The following is an 18,642-nucleotide window of genomic DNA, read 5'->3' on the forward strand; positions in this document are numbered from 1 at the left end:
TTAGTCCAATACGAAACGAGGAGTCTCTTTCTTCCCAAGAAATCCCAGTGAACAAGACAAGATCTTCGACAAGGGCCACCGTTACGCGCAAATCATTGTTCTATTGATTTTCCTTATTATCCTTATAATTTAGATTGGGATGCAAATAAGGGGAATATTAAGTTTTTAGCCTCTTTCCATTACCCGCTATTTAGCGTATTATTCAGTCTTCGTATCTCAGCTAGGTAAATAAGAAGAAAAAGAAGGACGAGTTGGATTGTTCCTTTGTAGCCAATACAAATCAACAGAAAATATACGAGTTGTTCATGGCCAACTACTTTTCCGTGACTATACACAGGAAATGACATACAAAACAAATGTTGCCCTTAGCACAGAAGTTTGTGTCGTCTATATCGGAAGAGGGGTAATTGTTGATGGATGAAAATGAAGTGGAAGACAAGATGTTGTCGGGCTTTGTTGTCGTTAAAAGTACTATTCAATAGGGTATTTGTACCAATAGTTGCTACGGAAATTAGGACGTGGAGGGGCGGCTATCAACTGGTTCTATAGATATTCCCCCAATAAACCCTTTGGGCCAGCATAATATACTCGTCAGTCATTTTCATCTGGTAGATTCTATCAAATAATCGGGCAGCTCCACTATGATACCATCAGCTAAGCTTATTAACAAGTCGACGATCACCCTAAGTCGAAGATGTGAGGAAGAACCACACACCATGACGCGGCGTATGGCCCATGCCGGTTGACTCTGAGCGTGTCCAAGCTTGGTCAACCGGCATTGGACTGGGTACACGGTGTACCCGCTCTGAATTCGGAGTCCGAATTCAAGTGGGTTTCGCCGGTTCCCTAGTTCGAAGAGCAACAGAAATAATCACAGCAACAGATGCCAATACCGAACGAAATCGGCGAAAACCACGGAACGACGACCGGCCCTTACCAACGCCAGCAGCGATGGTATAGTCGGACGGCAGTTACTCGCCATGATCGTCATCAGAGGTCAACGGAGAGCAAGCAAGTAATCGACCATCTGCACCGAAATCCCGGCAGTAGAATAGGGAAATTCCACTCGAGTTCCGCATCCCGTAGAGTCTCGAGTAGAAGAGTGCAGCCGGAACACGCACCCGCGTGTGCATCAGTGATGGCGGTGAAGGAGAGGGTCAGTCTCGGAGGTGAGGGACATGGCGTATGAGAGCGCGGCTACCGATGAGCAGTTAACGGATCTGCTCCGCGCTAACCTGCGGAAGAATCAACTTGAGCCGATGTCACCGCCGAAGGCGTGTGAAGAGTACCTCGAAGACAAGAAGCAGAAATCGGCACAGTCCACGTACAACTCGCACCGCTCTCGACTCAGTCACTTTCTGGACTACTGTGATGAACAGGGTATCGAGAATCTGAATGACCTGACTGGGCGGGATCTCCATCGCTATCGGCGATGGCGTCGAGAACAGGTAGGCCTGAAGAATACGACGGAGAAAACCGAACAGGATACGCTCCGGGTGTTCATTCGATGGTGTGAGGCCGTAAATGCTGTACCGGCGGACCTGTCGTCGAAAGTGATCTCGCCCTCCCTGTCAGAGGGTGAGAACAGCCGTGATACGATGGTTCCTGCCGAGGACATCAAACGTATTCTGACGCACCTCGAGCGGTACTGCTATGCCTCGTTGGACCACGTCGTCTGGCGGCTCCTCGGGACGACTGGATTCCGGATAGGAACGAGCCGCGCGCTCGATGAAGCAGACTATCATCCGGATGCAGAACCGGCCTATCTGGAGGTGAATCATCGGGCTGGTGAGACCCCTATCAAGAACAAGGAAAGAGGTGAACGGTTAATCTTCCAGAGCAAACACGACTGTACCATACTCGATGATTACCGTCGGGAGACGCGTCCCGAGGTGACCGGTGAGTTCGGGCGTGAGCCGCTCTTGGCGACGCGACACGGTCGGATATCGGGATCGACGATTCGGAAGTACGGCTACAAATGGACGCGTCCGTGTAAAGTGGACAGAACGTGTCCACATGGCAGGATACCAGAGGAATGTGTTGCCGCACGTCGTGCGGAAGAAGCGTGTAAGTGTCCAAGTAGTAAGTCGCCGCACGCCGTCCGCCGGGGGCACATCACTCATCAGCTCGCGACTGGCGTCCCACGGTACGTTATCAGCGATCGGTGTAATGTAAGCGAAAAGGTGCTTGAGCATCATTACGACCAGCGAACAGAGAATCAAAAGATGGTACAGCGGAAAGAGTTGCTTGAGAAAGCTCACGAACAGGGTGATGTGATATGAAGTCACGAACAAAGCTGGCTGACCGGTCAGTAATAGTGATACCGACAATGGAGGTGCTACCATGAAAAGGATTCGTGATGAGTTGTGTGGTCACTACAGGGTCAGCCAAAGGGTTGTCCGGTTAGTTGGTGGTTGGACCCCCTTCAGCAACCTTAGGTCTGAGAGCAACAAGCGCCTCTTGGCCGAGGCGCTGAGCCTCTCAATTCTGGCCGCTTTGGGCAACCCCCTTATTCAAAAAGGGATGTGCTCAGACATGTCTGGTCACATACCTTCCTTAATAGGTGAGTGTGTACCAGATTCAAGGCGGCTCCTCTCTCTCTTCCTCGGACTAGTTGGAGGTATCACCACTGTGAGTTGGATTGTTGTTGGGTGGCCAGACCAACTACCGATCATTCTGCCGCTGATGTGTGCCTCCTACAAGTCAAATGAAGATGATGACACGTCGGATGACCAATCTCGCAAAGGATTGGGGTATGTCCGTCTCAGTGACCCTGAGCAGGAGGAGGGCACCGGTGAAGATCGGCAAATCGACACGATTCACGAAATAGCAGACAAAGAGGACATCGAACTCGTCGATATAATCAGAGACATTGGAGAGACTGGCCGAGAGTTCGACCGAAATGGACTACGGGAACTCCTAACTCGTGCGCAACGCGAGGAGAACAAATACGTAGTCGTTGAGGACTCAGACCGGCTCGGGCGGCGTGCACCACAGACGCTGAGCATGGTCGATTTGATTCAGAGGGAATGCGACGTCATCATCGTTACACCAGTGGGTGAGATGGATACCTCACAAATCAGTGGCCTGTCGATGGTCGCTCTTCAGACAATTGTCGGGGACATCGAAAACAGAAACCGAGCCCATCGGCTCCTCAGTGGGAAAATCAACGCCTTCAAAAATCGCAACTGGCCGTCGTGGTTTCGTTACCCACCATACGGCTATACGGAAGATGGGAACTGGGACGACGAGAACGCCGATGAAAAGTGGATTAAAATCGATGAGGATGAAAAAGAGGTCTCGGAAGATCTAGCCAAATTCTTCGACAGAGAGGCAAAGATAGTGAACGGTTTCGCAGCGACGATAGAGTACATCGAGCGGAACCACGGTGTCACTCTCTCTCGGTCCCAGGTCAAGCGTATCCTCACCGATCCAGTGTTCATCGGAAGGCCGACTGTAAGTGGCGAATCAATCGGTGATGATGGCGAGGAAGCAGTCGTCGAAGATGACAGCCTTCAGATAATCGACGAAGAGCTGTTTGAGTCGAACCGAGAGAAGGTGCAAAAGATTCATGAGAAGTATTCGACGCCGACAAACGAGGAAAGCATTGATTTAGACTATCTTCTCACCAAGTACGGCATAGAGCCGGTCGTCACGATGTTCGACTGTGTTGAGGTCCGTTGTCCAGAAGACGATTGCGACGGTCAAACCCGACACTATGATCGAAACACGCTTGACGACGAGTCATTGGGAGAAGAAAACGGTAAAACGGTCCATGTCTGGGAGTGCCGCAAGTGTGGGAGTCGGAAGACGTTCCCGAACCACTGGGAGCTATTCTGTCTCCAGAATTGGGAAACGATCCAGGACGAGCGTAGTAGCCAGAATGAGGACCAGCAAGACGAGGATAGTGATGAATCTAAGTAATAACCGATAAGACTCTATTCCAAAAACGAGACACTGTCAAGCAATCAACTTTTCCCAGTTTCATCGACATATCCGCAGTAGTCTGTCGTCATCGCATCAATCGAGATTGCTTTCCAGTCATTCTGCGCCGGAGATTCCCGATTATCAGCGCGGGTCCTGAACCGATTCCTGACCTCGGTAACACTGGCAAAGACATCGTCCTCAACGATACGATAGTCTTCAACATACTCTGTGAAACCACCAACGGAGTACATGCCGATGTACAGCTCGTTTCGGAGTACATCGCTGATAGCCTTTGCCGTCCACTCACCACCAGTTTTCGTCGTTACCCCCTCCTGATTGAGTTCGTGCGCTAATTGCGGCATCGACCGCAATTCAACATAGCGGTGGCAGATCTCATTGACAAGGTTCGCCTCCTCGCCGTCAACTTCGAGCGTCCCATCCGACGCTTTCTGGAACCCTAACGGTGGATGGTCGTTCGGCCACCGGTGTTCCAGTGCGAGTGCCTTCAACCCCATCTGGGTCCGCTCGCTAATCATGTCGCGTTCAAACTCGGCTGCACTCGCGATACTTCTGAAGTTGAACCGGCCAGCGGACGTCGTGGTGTCGATTTGTTCGGTGATACTGTGTAATGCCACGTCAAGCTCGCGAAGCTCCGCCTCGACTTGCACCGCGTGCAGAAGACTCCGCGAGAACCGATCAAGTTTCCAGATCACGACCACGTCAAATAACCCGCGTTCGGCCTGCGTCATCATCGACTGGAACTTCGGACGCTCGATGTCTTTCCCGTTCTCCGCCTCGTCACGAAAGACAAATACGGGATCCCACCCCTGCCGGTGGCAGCGTTCGACACACAACCGCACCTGCTCGTCCAGCGAGTAGCCGAACTTCTGCTTATACGACGACGTACGGGCATAAATTGCTGCCCGTTCCACCTCGTTGTCTTTCGTGTCACTAGGACATGACGTGTATAGACTACTCATCGAACACACTTCGATTTCTGAACTCCTTGATTCGAACACGGAGTGTTTCCTTTGAGACACCCGCTACTCGGGCAACCGTCCGTTGTGACTCGGCCCCTTCTGCGGCCCCGTATAGTGCCGCACCAGCAATGCCAGCCGGGTTGCGTCCGTTCGTCAAACCTTCCTCGCGTGCTCGCCGGATGTACGTCGTCGTCTCGGCGATTACGTCCTCATCGAATTCGAGCTCCCGGGAGAGTGCAGGAACATAGTCCTCGGGCCGACACTCCGTGGCGTCCAGATTGAGATCTTCTCGGAGGCGGTGAACGAGCCGCGCCAGCGACTGGCGTTCGGTGTCGACTTCGCGTGCGATGCGCGTGATCGGAATTGGTTCACCCCGATGTCGGGTGGTGAGACAGAGGAGTGCACCGACGACGTCCGCGGTGTTCCTCCCATCAGTCGCCTTCTGCTTCGTCGCCTCCCCGAACAGCGTCGCAGCCTGTTTCCGGGTCTCAGCCGGGAGGTCAAGTGCGACAGCGAGGGCCTCCAGCGCTTCCAGTGCAACCCCGACGCGTTCCTCTACGCTATTCGTGACGGTATACGTCTCCGACCACTCCGCCGGCGTCTCTTCCTCGCTCGGCTCGAACGCAAGGGCTTGCTGCACCTCTTCCGGAAGCTCTATCGATGCGTCCTGTATGACGTATCCGCACTGGGTACAGATGGTGCCGAGGGCTTCGACTGCGTCATCGAGATCCGACGAGTCGCATACTGGACACCGCTCGTCTTGGGTGTAGTCTTCGGTCGGCATTGTGATTAGTCACCTCTTGGTGTTTCGTCCGGAGTCTGGTCGTCTGGGTCAGGTCCGCTCAACGCGACCGAGACACCAGTGTCGCTACACTTCGGACAGTCAGGCAGGTTGGAGACATCGCCAGTCCACTCGATGACGTCAATGGGGAAACGACCATCACAGCCGGGGCAGCGCCATCGATAGCTCCCGTACTTCCCGACCAGTTCGGGGTACTGGTTCGCGAGTGTGGGCGTGAGCTTCGCGCCTTCATGGCTGTGAAGATAGTTGATAACTTTCTCGCGGGGGTACTCGCCGAAGAGTGGTAGGAACCCGACCGCATCGATGTCACTGAACTGCTTCTTAGTCTCACCGCAGCGGGTCTTGAACGAACAGTATCGGCATTCCCAGCCGAACACGGGATCGGCAGGTGGGAGCCGGTCGTCAGTTCGGAATCCTGTATGGTCCGCTGCCCATGCTACGACGTTGTCCCACCAGTAGTCCTCGTCGAACTGCACGTGGAACGGCCTGATGTCGAGTGACGTGCGATCCCCGTAGATAATTAGGGCATCAGTAATCTCTGTCTCCCACGCTTGGGAGAGCCCGTACATGTACGCGTACGTCTGTGCGAGGTGGTGCGCGTTCGGCTCCTCGAGCGAGCCAATCGACTGCTTCGTCTTGATTTCTGTCGGCAGAATCGGTGAGCTCTCCGCGTCAACGACGACTGGGTCTGTCTTACCTCTGAACTCGACCTCGCCCTGGTCTGTCTCAACGGTGAACTCCACCCAGATGGAATTCTGGATGTACGCCACCCCATCGACGATTGAGGAGAGGTACGGCATCATCACTTCTTCCTCGAACTTCGTACCGGTCCAGAAGATGCCCTCTGGGTCTTCCGTCTCCTCTGGTGCGTTGAGTTGTCGGTAGTAGATTTTCCGGTGGCATTGGTTCAGCTGGCTGGGATTGTGCTGTCGAGCTGGTTTGTTTGGCGGTGGCGTGTTCAGGTAGGCGCGTCCCGACTGGACGTTCTGCTTGAACTCGCGCTCTCGATTCCATTGTTCGAAGCTTTTCGGGCCGATTTTATCGACGAGCGTGCCGACGAGATCGTCCTTGTTTTCTTCAGAGTCGGGTAAGTCGATGGTCATCAATTCGCTCCGGGCTAGATTTCTCGATTGCGAATCTCGTGTGACGGTGGTGCTTTGCTTCTTCTCGGCACCTCTTGTGGCGATTTTGTCCTCGGTTGGCGTTGAGTATGGACATACTCAGGTAGAGAGTACGTGGGCAAACCAGAAAGTCTAGTGCACAAACGGAGTTTTTAGACTACGTTTGTACATCTATACCTGCCGGAACGGTGCAATTATACAGCAGTTGGGGACAATCCGTTCGTAATGCGACCCCGCGTTAGCTGGATGACTCGCGCAGACGACGCCATTCTCGAGTTACTCAGCGAAGCGGGGATTGCAGCAAATCCGAGCACAATTGCGTTCAACATTGACTACGACCGCCGGTACGTCTCTAAGCGGTGTCGTGTTTTGGCGGAACATGGGCTTGTTGACCGTGTTCACGAAGGCAAGGCGATGTACGAAATTACAGAACTCGGCAACAACTACCTCGCAGGTGAAGTTGACGGCGATACCTTAGAAGAGTAAACCTGCACCAAATGTAATGATCTAATGATTCACCGTGAACCTGTGTTTCCTTGATATCAGGTCAAGCTCTAATACAATTATAATCTCATCCTTTTCTTCCCATCAGGAGGGTATCCCTCGTGCAAAGACACGGTGGAAGGTAGTTTTGGAGTGTGTAGTAGAGAATTTAGTTGAAGGCGGAGTGAAACAGGTAATGAAAAGTTCACGAAATTACCTTCAACTGTGTCGTGATTGCAATCGTCGATTGGCCGCTCTATGAGAATATTAATATTTAATAGATTATATTTACTGTCATCTTTGTAGGATTACCTTTATAGGTATTGGAACAAGGGATGTAGTTGTTAGGAAATATGAGTATAAAAATGAACCTTGCGAAGAAGACGAACAGCAGATTCGGAAGTCCTTGCATGAAGGCACGAATAGAATAATGCGCATTGCACACGCTGCCGACATTCATCTTGGTCACCAACAGTACGGACTCAAACAGCGCAGATTCGACGCACGTCTTTCCTTCCAACATTTTCTATCACAAGCACATGAACACAACACCGATGCCATCGTTATACCCGGCGACTTATTCGACTCGCGTGATCTTCGTCCACAGACACTCCAGCGGACGGAAGAGATACTTGAAGATGTAGTGCAGCCCATCATTGTATCGCCCGGAAATCACGATGAAAACATGAGTCGTCGAAGGGATCTCACATGGCTCCAATATCTCAATGACAAGGGGCTCATCACTCTTCTCTCGGCGGAGTTGGCTAATAGCGAAGTGACATTCAAGCCGACGGACATGGCGGATCAACGACAAGGTGGTGGTGGATACGTCGATTTCGAGGTGGATGAGGATGTTATTCGGTACTTCGGTCTCCAGTACCGAGGTGCGTACATCGAACGTGACCTCCCGAACGTAGCCGAAGAAATCCAGTCCATAAACGAAAGTAAAGGAATGCCCGATACGACTATTTTGCTTGCCCACTTCGGTGTTGACGATGCTGTCCCCGACCTTGGTGCGACAGTCGCACGAGCAGCTCTTACAGAACTCGAAGAAGCAGTAGATTATATCGCACTCGGCCACATTCACAAGCAGTACGAGAGTAGCTCAGTTGCCTGGAATCCGGGTAGTCTCGAAGCATTCGACATTCAGGAAGGTCGCTGGGACGATGACCACGGGTATTACATCTACGACACTACCGAAGAATCAACGGAACACTATCTATCTAAGCGCCGACCGTACTACACACTGAACTTCGATGTCTCGAAATACCGTACATTCGACGACCTCCGTAGTGATTTCGAGACAAAAATTGAGGCTACTCGGTCAGATGTAGAAGACGTCTGCAATCGTGAAATCCATCTCGATGGACGAGGTAACCGTCGGAAACCAATACTCAACGTTCGCTTCGAAGGGACGCTTCTACTTGATCATACAACTTTCGACGTAGATGCTCTTTCCAATATCGCTAAGGAGACGCTGGATGCTCTATACGTCCAACCAACGAATCAGACTGAGCGAAAAGCGGTTCAGGAGTTACTCGGCGAACTCGAACGTGATGAAGCCTTTAATCCCGATGGGACCGTCAATACGGATGTTCTCCAAGATCGAGTCTTCACTACGATTGCTGGCGAATCTCGATACAGTACGGAGGAGGAGGAAGTTGCAGAAACACTGAATCACGTAGAGGGCCTCGTCAACGAAGATGGCCAAGACGTCTCAGAGGTAGCGGAGTACCTCAGGAAACGTCGCCGAGAACTCTTTCCTGACGGACCCGGGGAGGCCTATGAGTCAGAGAGTGAAGTCCAAGACGATACCACCACTCTGGAGGTGAGCACGAAATGAGTATCGTCATCGATGAAGTCACACTAGAAAATTTCAAGAGTTATAGTGGTGAGACAACGATCGAATTAGGCACAGGCGTTACAGCTATCCTCGGCGATAACGGTGCAGGGAAGAGTACCATTCAGGAAGGCGTCGGGTTCGCGCTCTTTGACACTCATCCTTTCCAGAATCAAGATCGGCTAGTCCGTGATGGGGAAAGTTCCGGTCACGTGGAAGTGACATTCACAAACCAGACGACAGGCGACACCTACACGGTACGTCGGTGGGCCGGACGCTCAAAATACGATGTGCTGGACGAGAACGGTGACCTTCTCGGTTTAGACACCAAGAGCGACGTCAAAGGCTGGATCTGTACTGAGCTAGGTATCGACAGTCCCAATGAACTAGCTGAGATATGGGAGCGGAGTATAGGCGTTCCCCAGACGGACTTCCTTTCAGACTTTACGCAAACGGAAGCCGATCGGATAGACACGTTTGATCCGTTGTTTGACATCGAACGCTACCGGGAAGCATACAAGTCCCTTAGCGGACTCGAAGATGAATTCGAAGACGGGATCGACGAACTTGAGAAGGAAATCATTCAGCTCGAAGTCAAATTAGAGGACCTCCCGAATGTCGAAGAAAAGGTAGAGAGCTACGAGCAAACGATCACAGAACTGACTCAGGAAATCCAGTCTCTTGAAGACGAGATCGAGAAATTAGAGGGCGAAAAGAGCGAACTCGAAAGCCGAAAAGAAGAACTTCGTAATGCAGAGCAGGATCTAAAAGCATTAGAGGAAACTAAGATACCTGCACAACAGAAGAGTCTCGAAAGCGCGGAAGAACGGCGTGATGAAGCCGAAAAAGCGAAAAAGATACTCGAAGAAGTTGAAGACGATTATCAGCGTCACAAGACGGCTAAGCTCCGTCTCGAAGAACTCGAAGATGACCGTGAAGAGCGTGACCGATTGAAAAATCGCTTTTCCGATGTGGGCAGTGAAATAGACCTCCTCAAAGAGCGAGTTTCAGGGTACAAGGCCGACCTGATGGAAGCACGGCAGGCAGAAGAGCAGGTTGAGGACCTCGAACCAAAGAAAGAGCAGTATGAATCGCTCAAGAATGAAATCTCCGAATTGGAGGATAAAGAGGGCCGTATCAATGACGTTGAGACGAGAATAGACGAGATCGATGACAAAATCGTAGACCTAAAAGAGGAAATCAAGGAGGTCGAAGCCAAGATCGAAGAAGCGGAATCACAACAGGAGGAGGCGGATCGTCTCTCCGAACTCCAGGAAGAGAATCAAGAATTTTTCGTCCAAAAGCAGACTTTAGAGAATGAGATTGATGATCTTCAGGAACAGAACGCCGAACTTCGCGATATAGACTTAGACGGGAACACGGAAATTTCCTGCCCCACTTGCGACCGACCTATCACCGCAGATCACCGCGAGAAGGTTATCAGTCAAAATGAAGCCCGTATCAATGAAGTAACCAATCAGGAGATTCCTGAACTCAAAACTGAGATCTCGGAACTCAAAGAAGAAATCGAGTTAGCACGGGCCGCTAAAGAAGCCGTTAACCAGATTCCTAATTTGGAGAGCGAGCTCGAAGATTTAGAAGAAAGCATAGCGGAGTTCCGAGACAAGAAGCAAGAGCTGAAACAAGAACGTAGGGAACTCGAAGACAAAGTAGCTGAGATTCCAAAGAAACGGGAAGAGCTGGAAGAGCTAGAAGGTGTCGTCGATAAGTACCACACGGCGAAGGCAAAAGTCGATAGCGCGGAAGATGCTCCTGAGATACTCCGAACCACAAGAAACGAGTTAGGCAAGAAACTCATCATATATCAAGAAATCCGAGAGAGCCTCTCCAAATTCGATGGTCTTGACGAAGAAATCGACCAAGCAAAACAGACTATCAATGAAACGGAGGAAGCGCATCAGCGATACGTTAAAAACGAGGATGAAGTGGCGAAACTCTCTGAACGCCAGCAGGAAGTTACAGACGAGCTCGCTGAACTTGCGGATCTGAAAGCCAAACGTGAAGACGTCGAAACCTGTATTGAAGACCTTCGTGCTGAATTCGATCCTGGCTATCTTAATGAGGTTATAGATAAACTCGATGATCTGAAACAAAACCGGGCACAAAGAGAGCAGCAGCACAAGAACGCGAAATCCAATCTGGGAGAAGCCCAAGAGAGACTCGCAGAACTTGAAGAAAAGCTGAAAGAAAAACGCGAACTTGAACAGGAAGTCGTAGAAGTGGAACGAGACCAGAGGTTTGCACATTGGGCGCGCAATAGCCTCCAGCAGGGGGCCGAAGACCTCAGGGATCTCATCACCAGCGAGATCGGTGACCGGGCGAACACCATCTTCCAGCAACTCCGTGGTAATCCCACGGAAACACTCGTCTGGGATAAGACGTACAACCTCCGAGTACACGTCCGGGCTCAAAACAAACCCTACGACACCCTCTCAGGCGGCGAGAAGATGGCCGCGGCCCTCTCAGTCAGACTTGCCATTCTCGAACGGCTCGCATCGGTCGGCATCGCGTTCCTCGACGAACCAACGGCAAACCTCGATCAGGAGAAGAAACAGAATCTTGTAAATCAACTCGATGATCTAAATCAACTGAACCAACTTCTCGCTGTCAGTCACGACCGGACATTCGAGTCATTGACCGAACGAACGATCGAGTTAGAAAAAGACGAGCATGAAGAATTGACGAGGGTGGTGTCCGACTGATGCCTTTCTATCCGAACGCGGTCCTCAAAGGCCTCCAGGACCATGCCGATGAAATCCGGGCGTTTGTCGATGACGACACGGAAGCCGTCGAAAAGTATCGGAATGCCTTACGTGATGCAATCGAAGAATATGACGAGGGTTCACTACAGGCTGACCTCGGTCTGGAACGATATCCGGGTGCTTTGCCGACCTTGGAATGGAGTAATCATGACACGCCTACCATCTCGTTTGACGAGGCTGCTGAGTGGGACAATCACGAGGTGGTCAACGAATGGGCAAAGGGCGTGTTGGAAGACGTGACATCCATTGCTACTGACGGTTCAGAACTCGGTCCCATCGACGAGTTCACTGTCCCACTCGGACTCGTCCAAGTAGCTTGGAACGCAAATCATCACCACAAAGACGGCGACTATGACCAAGGGGTTCGTACTCGAATCCTTAGCCCGAACGCGGTCACCGAGGAATCAGACAAAGAAGACGGCGTTCGATATACAGACGGACGAGCGCCAGGACACGAACGCTATCGAGATGAAGGCAAGACAGTTATCGAATGTATAGAGAAATTCGCTGATAGGAATCCACCACCTGTTGTTATCTATGACGGTCCTCTCGTCCCTACGTTCGCCAACAGGTACTCACCTGAAGTACGAGACGACTACTATCGACGGACAATGTCCCGTGTGCTGGCGGCGAGTGAACATCACGGGGTGCCAGTCGTGGGATACACGGCGGGCAGTAGTCAGACAAACATTGCGAAAATGCTTCGTCGGACATACAGCGACCGTCTTAAAGGAGAACCCTTTGTCGCAGATGCGCGAATTCTCGATGGGTTCACGGACCACTGGGGTGATCGCTCACTGGCGTTCGTTCATAGACAGTATGGGACCGTCGATGCGATGGAGATCACGTATCGCGGTAAAGAGTACGAATTCGCAACTGACGTGTTGTTTGGATATCTCGACATTCCGGAGGGCGACGTGATGGATTGCCTGGAATTTCCTGGCTGGATCCAACGAGAAGGGCTCGTAGACTATTTATTCGACATCGTCCGCGCGGAAATCGGCATTGGACGAGGTTATCCAGAAATAGTTCAACAGGCGGATACGAACGCTGTTCTCGACATGGAGGCTAAACGACGGTTCATGTCCCTCGTTCAGGAGTTCGCAGAGGAAGAAGATCTACCCATCGAATGGAACGCAAAAGACCTGAGCAAGAAACGAAGGCGCCGATAATACCGTTCCTCGAACCATCCATTATAACTAATAGATCCTAACATGACACGAGCTGACCTTTCGACGGAAGAAGCGGCCATCACGAAGAACGACCTCACCATCGGTAGTATCGCGCAGTCCCACTCCCAGATGGATTACGTTGTCGAAGTCTATCGGGAACATGAACGAGAAACGCCACCAGAGAAGCAGGATTACGAGTTCGGACAACTCGTATACAGCAAGACAACCGTTCGAGGCGATGAGTACGCGTTGGTCGGTGTAGTCTACGACTCACAACTCGTCGACCCAGACCAAGGTCGAGAGGGACCTCGTCTCTCGAATCCAGACCAGGAGATGTTCGTTCCCGGCTACATTGACGAAAAACGAACGCTACTCGGTATCGCATTCCTGGGGTACGCTAATATTGTTCCCGCTAGCGATGCGGGAGCATACAATTTTACTGAAGTCACGCAGGAGATGCCACGTTGGACGCTTGATATCGACAAGGAGGTCTCGAAGCTTTCGAGCGGGGGCTTCAACCAGTTCCATCTTCCAAACGATACTCTCCGAATTCAGTACTACGACCGACTCATCGCTACTGCTGGTCAATTCGGTGCCGAAGTAACGCTCACGCTTATCGACCGCCTTCGCCATGAAACAGCTGCCGATGAAGACATACTAGATGTTATCGAGCAGAAAATTCGCTGGGAAGCGAGTGCTGATCGAGGGGTGGTCCGATGACTGACGAGATACCAGCTCCACCACAGGGACGAGACAACACAGCTACGTCGGACACGGTAGTAGGTACTGTCGAGAAACCGGGTGACTCCGCTGACGAATTCCAGTTTATTACCCCGAACGAAACGGACGTCCGAACCGGAGAGTTCGTCGTTTACGAAACCACCGTCGAAGGTGCACACCATGAGGTCCTCGCTCGAGTCACAAATACCCAACAAGAACGGGGACTACCAGGAGACTTTCTTGCGGACCCATCCGTCGATCCAGACGAGATTGCAGGTACGCTCGGGGTCCCGAGTGAGGATATCGAAATCGACCGAATAACTGCTCGGAATATCGGCTATTTCGACGAAGATATGGAGACGTTCACGAATCCTCGCTCACTTCCTGACCCTGGGTCGAGGGTGTACCTTGCGAATGATGAGTTCCTCGAGGCCGTCCTTCCGAACGCGGACTGGCAGAATGGCAGTGGAAATGCACACATTGGATGGTTGCTCAACCGACCCGCACGTGATTCCAATATCTTCCTTCCGATCGATGAATTCTCCTCGACCCATCTGGCTGTTCTCGCTTCAACTGGGAGTGGGAAATCGTACACAGCAAGCGTTATTATTGAGGAGATGATGCGCCCACAGTCTCGGGCAGCGATGCTCGTCTTCGACCCGCATGGAGAATACGATACACTCCCGGGCATGCGGAAAGACGAAAACGCCTCGATATTTAGCGACGGTGAATACACTCCCGAGGTCAATATTAAGCAGCCAGAAGAAATCGACATCGCAATACCTGATCTCAACTATGGAGACTTGCTCGCGTTACTCGACGGTCCTAGCGATCGGATGAAGTATGTTCTTCACGACGCTTGGAAGAATCTCCAAGAAGAGAGCAACGATATCAGCGTTCACGACATCATCAACAAGTGTTACAGCGTTGATGGCGAAGACAGCGATACAGCGAGCGCGCTAGAATGGCGACTTCAGCGGGCGCTCGACCGTGACCTGTTCGTACGCGCCGCTCGTGACGAATTGACCGACCTTGTCGCACCGGGCCAAGTCACCGTACTTCAACTAAATCGGCTTTCAGAGGAAGATCAGCAAATGCTTGCTGCCGCGCTTCTTCGAAAACTCTACCAGGCTCGTGAGCAAGCGATGCGGGGTGACGATGATCGTCTCGACTTTCCCCTCTTCACGCTCTTAGAAGAGGGACATCGCTTTGCTCCAGATGGCAATGCTCGGTCGCTCGGAATCCTACAAACTATTCTCTCGGAGGGCCGTAAGTTCGGGTTCGGCGTTGGAATCATTTCTCAGCGGCCATCGAAACTAGATGCTGATGTGCTTTCGCAGTGCGGAACCCAAATCATCATGCAGATCCAGAATCCGCACGACCAGAAAGCAATACGTCAATCCGTCGAAAGCGCCGGTGAAGATATACTTGCTGAACTTCCAGGATTCACTCCTGGGCAAGCCATTATTGCAGGTGATGCAATGAATACGCCGGTGATGGCAAGTATCCGAAAGCGTCACACTCGGCACGGGGCAGAAAGTCCGGACATAACTCAGGAGTGGTGTGATAGTTGGGGAGAACATCACGAGGATCTGAACCGTAGCGTCACGAACGCCTACGAGGAAGAGGAGGACGTTAATGATACTCCACTCTAAATTCTGAACTGATGACTTCTCGGCTTCTTTTTTGAATCTCACGAACTCCTTTTTACGAAAATCTGATCAGGTATTTAAACAAGGTAGTCTCGCTCTCATCTCCAGCAAGGAACCTAACAAGACCGGCTAGCCATCTCTCTTCTTGCGGATTCGCTCTTTTCGATCCTCAAACCCTCCTTTTGTGCCATCAGTAGTACCGATTTCCAGCGCCTGATCACAAACCTCAAGTGCGTCCTTATATCTGGATTGTTTCTCGTAAATGATAGCAAGGCGTTTAAATGAAGGAATCCGCGGTACTTCGCCAAACTCATTGACAAAATCGCTGGCTATCTCAATGTCTTTCTTGCAATACTTGATACATTTTTCGAGTGCATCCTCCCGGTCATCGCGTTGTTTATAGTAGACATCGACCAGTTCATTGTAAGTGAAGTGGGTGCTCGTAGCGGTCCCGTCATCGAACTCCAGCGCTGATAGCAGAACCATCTCTGCGAACTCGTATTCTTTCTCACTTGCTGCGGTCGAGCCTACGCCGTTTAGATACACTTGTGCAGTTTGTGGTGTCTTTTTTACACTTTGCTCGAGCGTGTTTACTTCGCCGCCGATATCAAATGATGTACTGTATTGGTGAAGTTTTTGACGCTGTTTCTCTGGTAGACTCACATACCATTCCTTCAGATCCAGGGCCTCTATCAAGTCCGGAACAGTTTCCTTGGGCTGGAACAAATCAATTATCTCGTCGAACATAATGAGTGTATCTCCTGGTTCCACATAGGTTTTGAGAGGCGTTGCAACAATTAGTTTGACGAAGCCGAACTCAAATTTGATACTAATCCACCCATTCTACAAATCAAAATAATGCGTTGGAATTCTTAGCTGAGATTGTTATAGTAGATCATGGTATTTACTTAGAGTCCCACTCACGATTATTCAAAGACCGAAATTATTATTTTGCTATGTTTTGTTATGAGCTATATGAGTTCTGATCGTGCCAAGACGGTTGATACTGAGGTTCATCAACTAGCATACGCTCCGGTCGGCAATGAGACAGAAGGGACGATTAAAGAGAAAACATCGCTTGAAAATAGCGAACACGTTCTCAAACAATTTAGGTACTATATTGAGGATATCGTGATGAAGGGAGACATTACAAAGGTAACTCACGCGTCCTATAGCGAGAGATCTTCGTTCAAAGGAAAGTTGAAGGAGGCTCGCGACACCGATGATGAGGAAGAATTCCGTAGCACTCTTGCGGAGTGGGCAGAAGACTTGAATGAGAGAATAACTGCCAATGCGAGTGAAGGAAGTCTGCTCGCAGCTCAAGCCACTCTGAGTGGTGGAAACATTGTTGATACGCCATTGGAGGCGCTCATTCTGTTAAAATTAGACACTGAAGATTCGATTCGGCTATTCCAATCTGAAGATGGAATTGATGTTCTCCCGGAGAATCGTGCTTATCCCTCTCCGAACCAGATTCAAAAGGCTGCCATCTATCCAGGTGACGGCATTCCTCCACACGCTAAAACAGGAGATATTAAGATCTACCAATCAAACGATTCAGATTACTTTGAGGAGTTTCTTCAGTACGACACCCTACAGCAATCTAGTCTGGAACAGGCACGAACTGCTCTTGGAAAAGCTGAAGCGATAACTGAGGAATCCCTCGATAGAGAGTTCAATCAAAACGACTTTACAGAGATCATTTCTCAGGCCGAGGACGGAGGAGAGCTCACTTCTAAGAGTATCGGATCTGCTCTGGAGGAGAACTCTGATGGAGAAGTTGATTCAGAAGATGTAGTCGATGCTTTTGAAGAGGATGATCGGCTACAAGACTTGGAAATAGATGCTGATGATTTGCCGAAGAAAACTAAACTCACAATCAGAAGACACGGCGGTAAAATTACTGTGAAATTTCCCTCATCTGTATCATCAAATGTGGAGAAAATATACGGGGAAGATGGTGAAGACGACAAAATCGTGATCAAAGGGGATTTTATCCAGGAAGAACACTTAGAGAAGTAGGTCTGCCTTCCCTCTGTGTCAGAATCGGGAGCAACATGGTTGTTTGATGTTGTCGTAGAGGATGGTGGGTCCAAGTGTCTCTTTGAACGGTCTTGTTAAAACCCATAAATTGTGACAGGTTTCAACTGGTATGCTGAATACATTGCGCATATCCGTCAACAGCAAATCGAGCGGTGTTCGACCCTCATAGACAAGAAGAGGGAGGTTCAGAGACCAATGGTCTTGTACCGCTTGTAGTAGTAGTATACCATTGCCAACCCCGCCGTGCAGACATTAGCAATGAGGTACAGCGGGAATGTAGGCGACCAATTAGTCTCCGCGCGGACATAACGCATATCGAGATACCATGCGGTGGGAATGGCGACAGAGAGCGGCCAAACCAAGCCGTAGCCAACGAGATCAGCAACCCCGTTCATGACGCCGCCCATACCGTCTAAAGATCCAGCGATAGCAAGGGAGACGAACCAAAAGACGATAGCCATAGGGATGAGACGATGCCACTGTTTGGCTCGTTCGAGTCGTCGAAGCCACTCAGGTGACGAGTCTGGAGCTAAAATACCATCGCCATCACGAAGGTCAGGTGTCGATTCAGACGATATAGAGGTGTCGCTACCGTTGGTGGTGGCAGTTCCCATTCCGTCTCCCACCATCGGTTCTGTATCCGCAGAATCAGGGGTAGGGTTGTAGCGTTCCAAGAGATCGTGAGCCTCGAGGGAAGTGACGAGGTTTTCGAGATCGTCACCATCGATGAGTTTGACGTTTAGGTCGCGGGCGCGGTTTTCTGCGGAATTCGTAAATGCGTTGGACGTCACGACGACCACGGAGTCGGCATCGGCCTGTTGGTGTTTGAGGCTTGCATACTGTTGGATTTCAGGGCCGCCGACAGTGGTGTTTTCCCCATAACGTTTTGCCTGTATCAGTTTCTTCTGTTTATACGGTACTGACTTGGTGGCCGTCACGTCGATGCCAGCGTCCACGCTCGCTTGGGACACTTCGCAGTCCCAGCCGCGGCGCTCCCAGAGGTCTGCCACGAAGTGCTCGAAATCATAGTCGTCCATCTGCTGAAGACGACGTTTTATGGATTGAGTCTCGCCCCTCATCCGTCAGTAGAATCACTCAGGGACATCAAATAAATGTATA

At 50.9% G+C, this 18,642-nt stretch carries 14 protein-coding genes; 9 read left to right on the top strand and 5 right to left on the bottom strand.

All coding sequences use genetic code 11. The features are described from left to right. The first annotated feature begins 1,178 nt into the window (after positions 1-1,178). On the top strand, positions 1,179-2,282 hold the full coding sequence (locus ACRYA2_RS12335; protein WP_433628351.1) for a tyrosine-type recombinase/integrase: 1,104 nt from the start codon (positions 1,179-1,181) through the stop codon (positions 2,280-2,282). Between the two features lie 61 nt (positions 2,283-2,343). Further along, positions 2,344-3,924 carry a recombinase family protein gene (locus tag ACRYA2_RS12340; RefSeq protein ID WP_433628354.1) on the top strand — a complete coding sequence of 527 codons (1,581 nt, stop codon included), beginning with the start codon at positions 2,344-2,346 and terminating at the stop codon, positions 3,922-3,924. A gap of 44 nt (positions 3,925-3,968) precedes the next feature. On the opposite strand, the gene ACRYA2_RS12345 is transcribed toward ACRYA2_RS12340, so the two are convergent. Genes ACRYA2_RS12345 through ACRYA2_RS12355 form a run of 3 tightly spaced genes read right to left on the bottom strand, consistent with a single transcriptional unit; the run spans position 3,969 to position 6,812 of the window. Beyond that, positions 3,969-4,859 (bottom strand): recombinase family protein, encoded by an 891-nt coding sequence (locus ACRYA2_RS12345; protein WP_433628357.1) that lies wholly within the window; start codon positions 4,857-4,859, stop codon positions 3,969-3,971. Positions 4,860-4,899: 40 nt separating this feature from the next. Continuing rightward, positions 4,900-5,691, bottom strand: coding sequence for a transcription initiation factor IIB family protein (locus ACRYA2_RS12350; protein WP_433628360.1), 792 nt, complete (start codon positions 5,689-5,691; stop codon positions 4,900-4,902). Between the two features lie 5 nt (positions 5,692-5,696). Further along, entirely contained in the window at positions 5,697-6,812 is a 1,116-nt protein-coding gene (locus ACRYA2_RS12355) for a CRISPR-associated protein Cas4 (RefSeq protein ID WP_433628363.1), read from the bottom strand. A 264-nt stretch (positions 6,813-7,076) separates the two neighbouring features. Between ACRYA2_RS12355 and ACRYA2_RS12360 the strand changes: the two genes are divergently transcribed. The 6 genes from ACRYA2_RS12360 to ACRYA2_RS12385 all read left to right on the top strand — a co-directional run bounded on the left by ACRYA2_RS12360 (position 7,077) and on the right by ACRYA2_RS12385 (position 15,483). After that, positions 7,077-7,316 (top strand): MarR family transcriptional regulator, encoded by a 240-nt coding sequence (locus ACRYA2_RS12360; RefSeq protein ID WP_433628366.1) that lies wholly within the window; start codon positions 7,077-7,079, stop codon positions 7,314-7,316. 427 nt (positions 7,317-7,743) lie between these two features. Then, positions 7,744-9,156, top strand: a complete 1,413-nt coding sequence (locus ACRYA2_RS12365; protein WP_433628369.1) for a metallophosphoesterase family protein — start codon at positions 7,744-7,746, stop codon at positions 9,154-9,156. Continuing rightward, the gene (locus ACRYA2_RS12370; protein WP_433628371.1) at positions 9,153-11,876 is read left to right on the top strand and encodes an AAA family ATPase; all 2,724 of its coding nucleotides are present in this window, start codon (positions 9,153-9,155) and stop codon (positions 11,874-11,876) included. Before ACRYA2_RS12365 ends, ACRYA2_RS12370 begins: the two co-directional genes overlap by 4 nt. After that, complete coding sequence (locus tag ACRYA2_RS12375) at positions 11,876-13,108, top strand: DNA double-strand break repair nuclease NurA (RefSeq protein ID WP_433628374.1); 1,233 nt, start codon at positions 11,876-11,878, stop codon at positions 13,106-13,108. The genes ACRYA2_RS12370 and ACRYA2_RS12375 overlap by 1 nt, the downstream gene beginning before the upstream one ends. Positions 13,109-13,150: 42 nt before the next feature. Continuing rightward, the gene (locus tag ACRYA2_RS12380) at positions 13,151-13,828 is read left to right on the top strand and encodes a DUF8166 family protein (protein WP_433628376.1); all 678 of its coding nucleotides are present in this window, start codon (positions 13,151-13,153) and stop codon (positions 13,826-13,828) included. Beyond that, positions 13,825-15,483 carry an ATP-binding protein gene (locus ACRYA2_RS12385; protein WP_433628379.1) on the top strand — a complete coding sequence of 553 codons (1,659 nt, stop codon included), beginning with the start codon at positions 13,825-13,827 and terminating at the stop codon, positions 15,481-15,483. Before ACRYA2_RS12380 ends, ACRYA2_RS12385 begins: the two co-directional genes overlap by 4 nt. 126 nt (positions 15,484-15,609) lie before the next feature. Here the strand turns inward: ACRYA2_RS12385 and ACRYA2_RS12390 are convergent, their stop codons facing one another. Then, entirely contained in the window at positions 15,610-16,227 is a 618-nt protein-coding gene (locus tag ACRYA2_RS12390) for a tetratricopeptide repeat protein (protein WP_433628382.1), read from the bottom strand. A gap of 228 nt (positions 16,228-16,455) precedes the next feature. On the opposite strand from ACRYA2_RS12390, the gene ACRYA2_RS12395 reads away from it, so the two are divergent. After that, positions 16,456-17,502 (top strand): hypothetical protein, encoded by a 1,047-nt coding sequence (locus tag ACRYA2_RS12395; RefSeq protein WP_433628385.1) that lies wholly within the window; start codon positions 16,456-16,458, stop codon positions 17,500-17,502. Positions 17,503-17,708: 206 nt separating this feature from the next. Here the strand turns inward: ACRYA2_RS12395 and ACRYA2_RS12400 are convergent, their stop codons facing one another. Then, a complete protein-coding gene (locus tag ACRYA2_RS12400) occupies positions 17,709-18,602 on the bottom strand; it encodes a restriction endonuclease (protein WP_433628388.1) in 894 nt (297 codons plus the stop codon). Positions 18,603-18,642: the final 40 nt, after the last annotated feature.

The organism is Halomicrococcus pelagicus, assembly GCF_050954125.1.

Excerpts from the sequence above, each read along its gene's own strand:
- ACRYA2_RS12335 (WP_433628351.1), top strand. The coding sequence starts at position 1,179 with ATGGCGTATGAGAGCGCGGCTACCGATGAGCAGTTAACGGATCTGCTC.
- ACRYA2_RS12340 (WP_433628354.1), top strand. The coding sequence starts at position 2,344 with ATGAAAAGGATTCGTGATGAGTTGTGTGGTCACTACAGGGTCAGCCAA.
- ACRYA2_RS12350 (WP_433628360.1), bottom strand. The coding sequence starts at position 5,691 with ATGCCGACCGAAGACTACACCCAAGACGAGCGGTGTCCAGTATGCGAC.
- ACRYA2_RS12355 (WP_433628363.1), bottom strand. The coding sequence starts at position 6,812 with ATGACCATCGACTTACCCGACTCTGAAGAAAACAAGGACGATCTCGTC.
- ACRYA2_RS12360 (WP_433628366.1), top strand. The coding sequence starts at position 7,077 with ATGACTCGCGCAGACGACGCCATTCTCGAGTTACTCAGCGAAGCGGGG.
- ACRYA2_RS12365 (WP_433628369.1), top strand. The coding sequence starts at position 7,744 with ATGCGCATTGCACACGCTGCCGACATTCATCTTGGTCACCAACAGTAC.
- ACRYA2_RS12370 (WP_433628371.1), top strand. The coding sequence starts at position 9,153 with ATGAGTATCGTCATCGATGAAGTCACACTAGAAAATTTCAAGAGTTAT.
- ACRYA2_RS12375 (WP_433628374.1), top strand. The coding sequence starts at position 11,876 with ATGCCTTTCTATCCGAACGCGGTCCTCAAAGGCCTCCAGGACCATGCC.
- ACRYA2_RS12380 (WP_433628376.1), top strand. The coding sequence starts at position 13,151 with ATGACACGAGCTGACCTTTCGACGGAAGAAGCGGCCATCACGAAGAAC.
- ACRYA2_RS12385 (WP_433628379.1), top strand. The coding sequence starts at position 13,825 with ATGACTGACGAGATACCAGCTCCACCACAGGGACGAGACAACACAGCT.
- ACRYA2_RS12390 (WP_433628382.1), bottom strand. The coding sequence starts at position 16,227 with ATGTTCGACGAGATAATTGATTTGTTCCAGCCCAAGGAAACTGTTCCG.
- ACRYA2_RS12395 (WP_433628385.1), top strand. The coding sequence starts at position 16,456 with ATGAGTTCTGATCGTGCCAAGACGGTTGATACTGAGGTTCATCAACTA.
- ACRYA2_RS12400 (WP_433628388.1), bottom strand. The coding sequence starts at position 18,602 with ATGAGGGGCGAGACTCAATCCATAAAACGTCGTCTTCAGCAGATGGAC.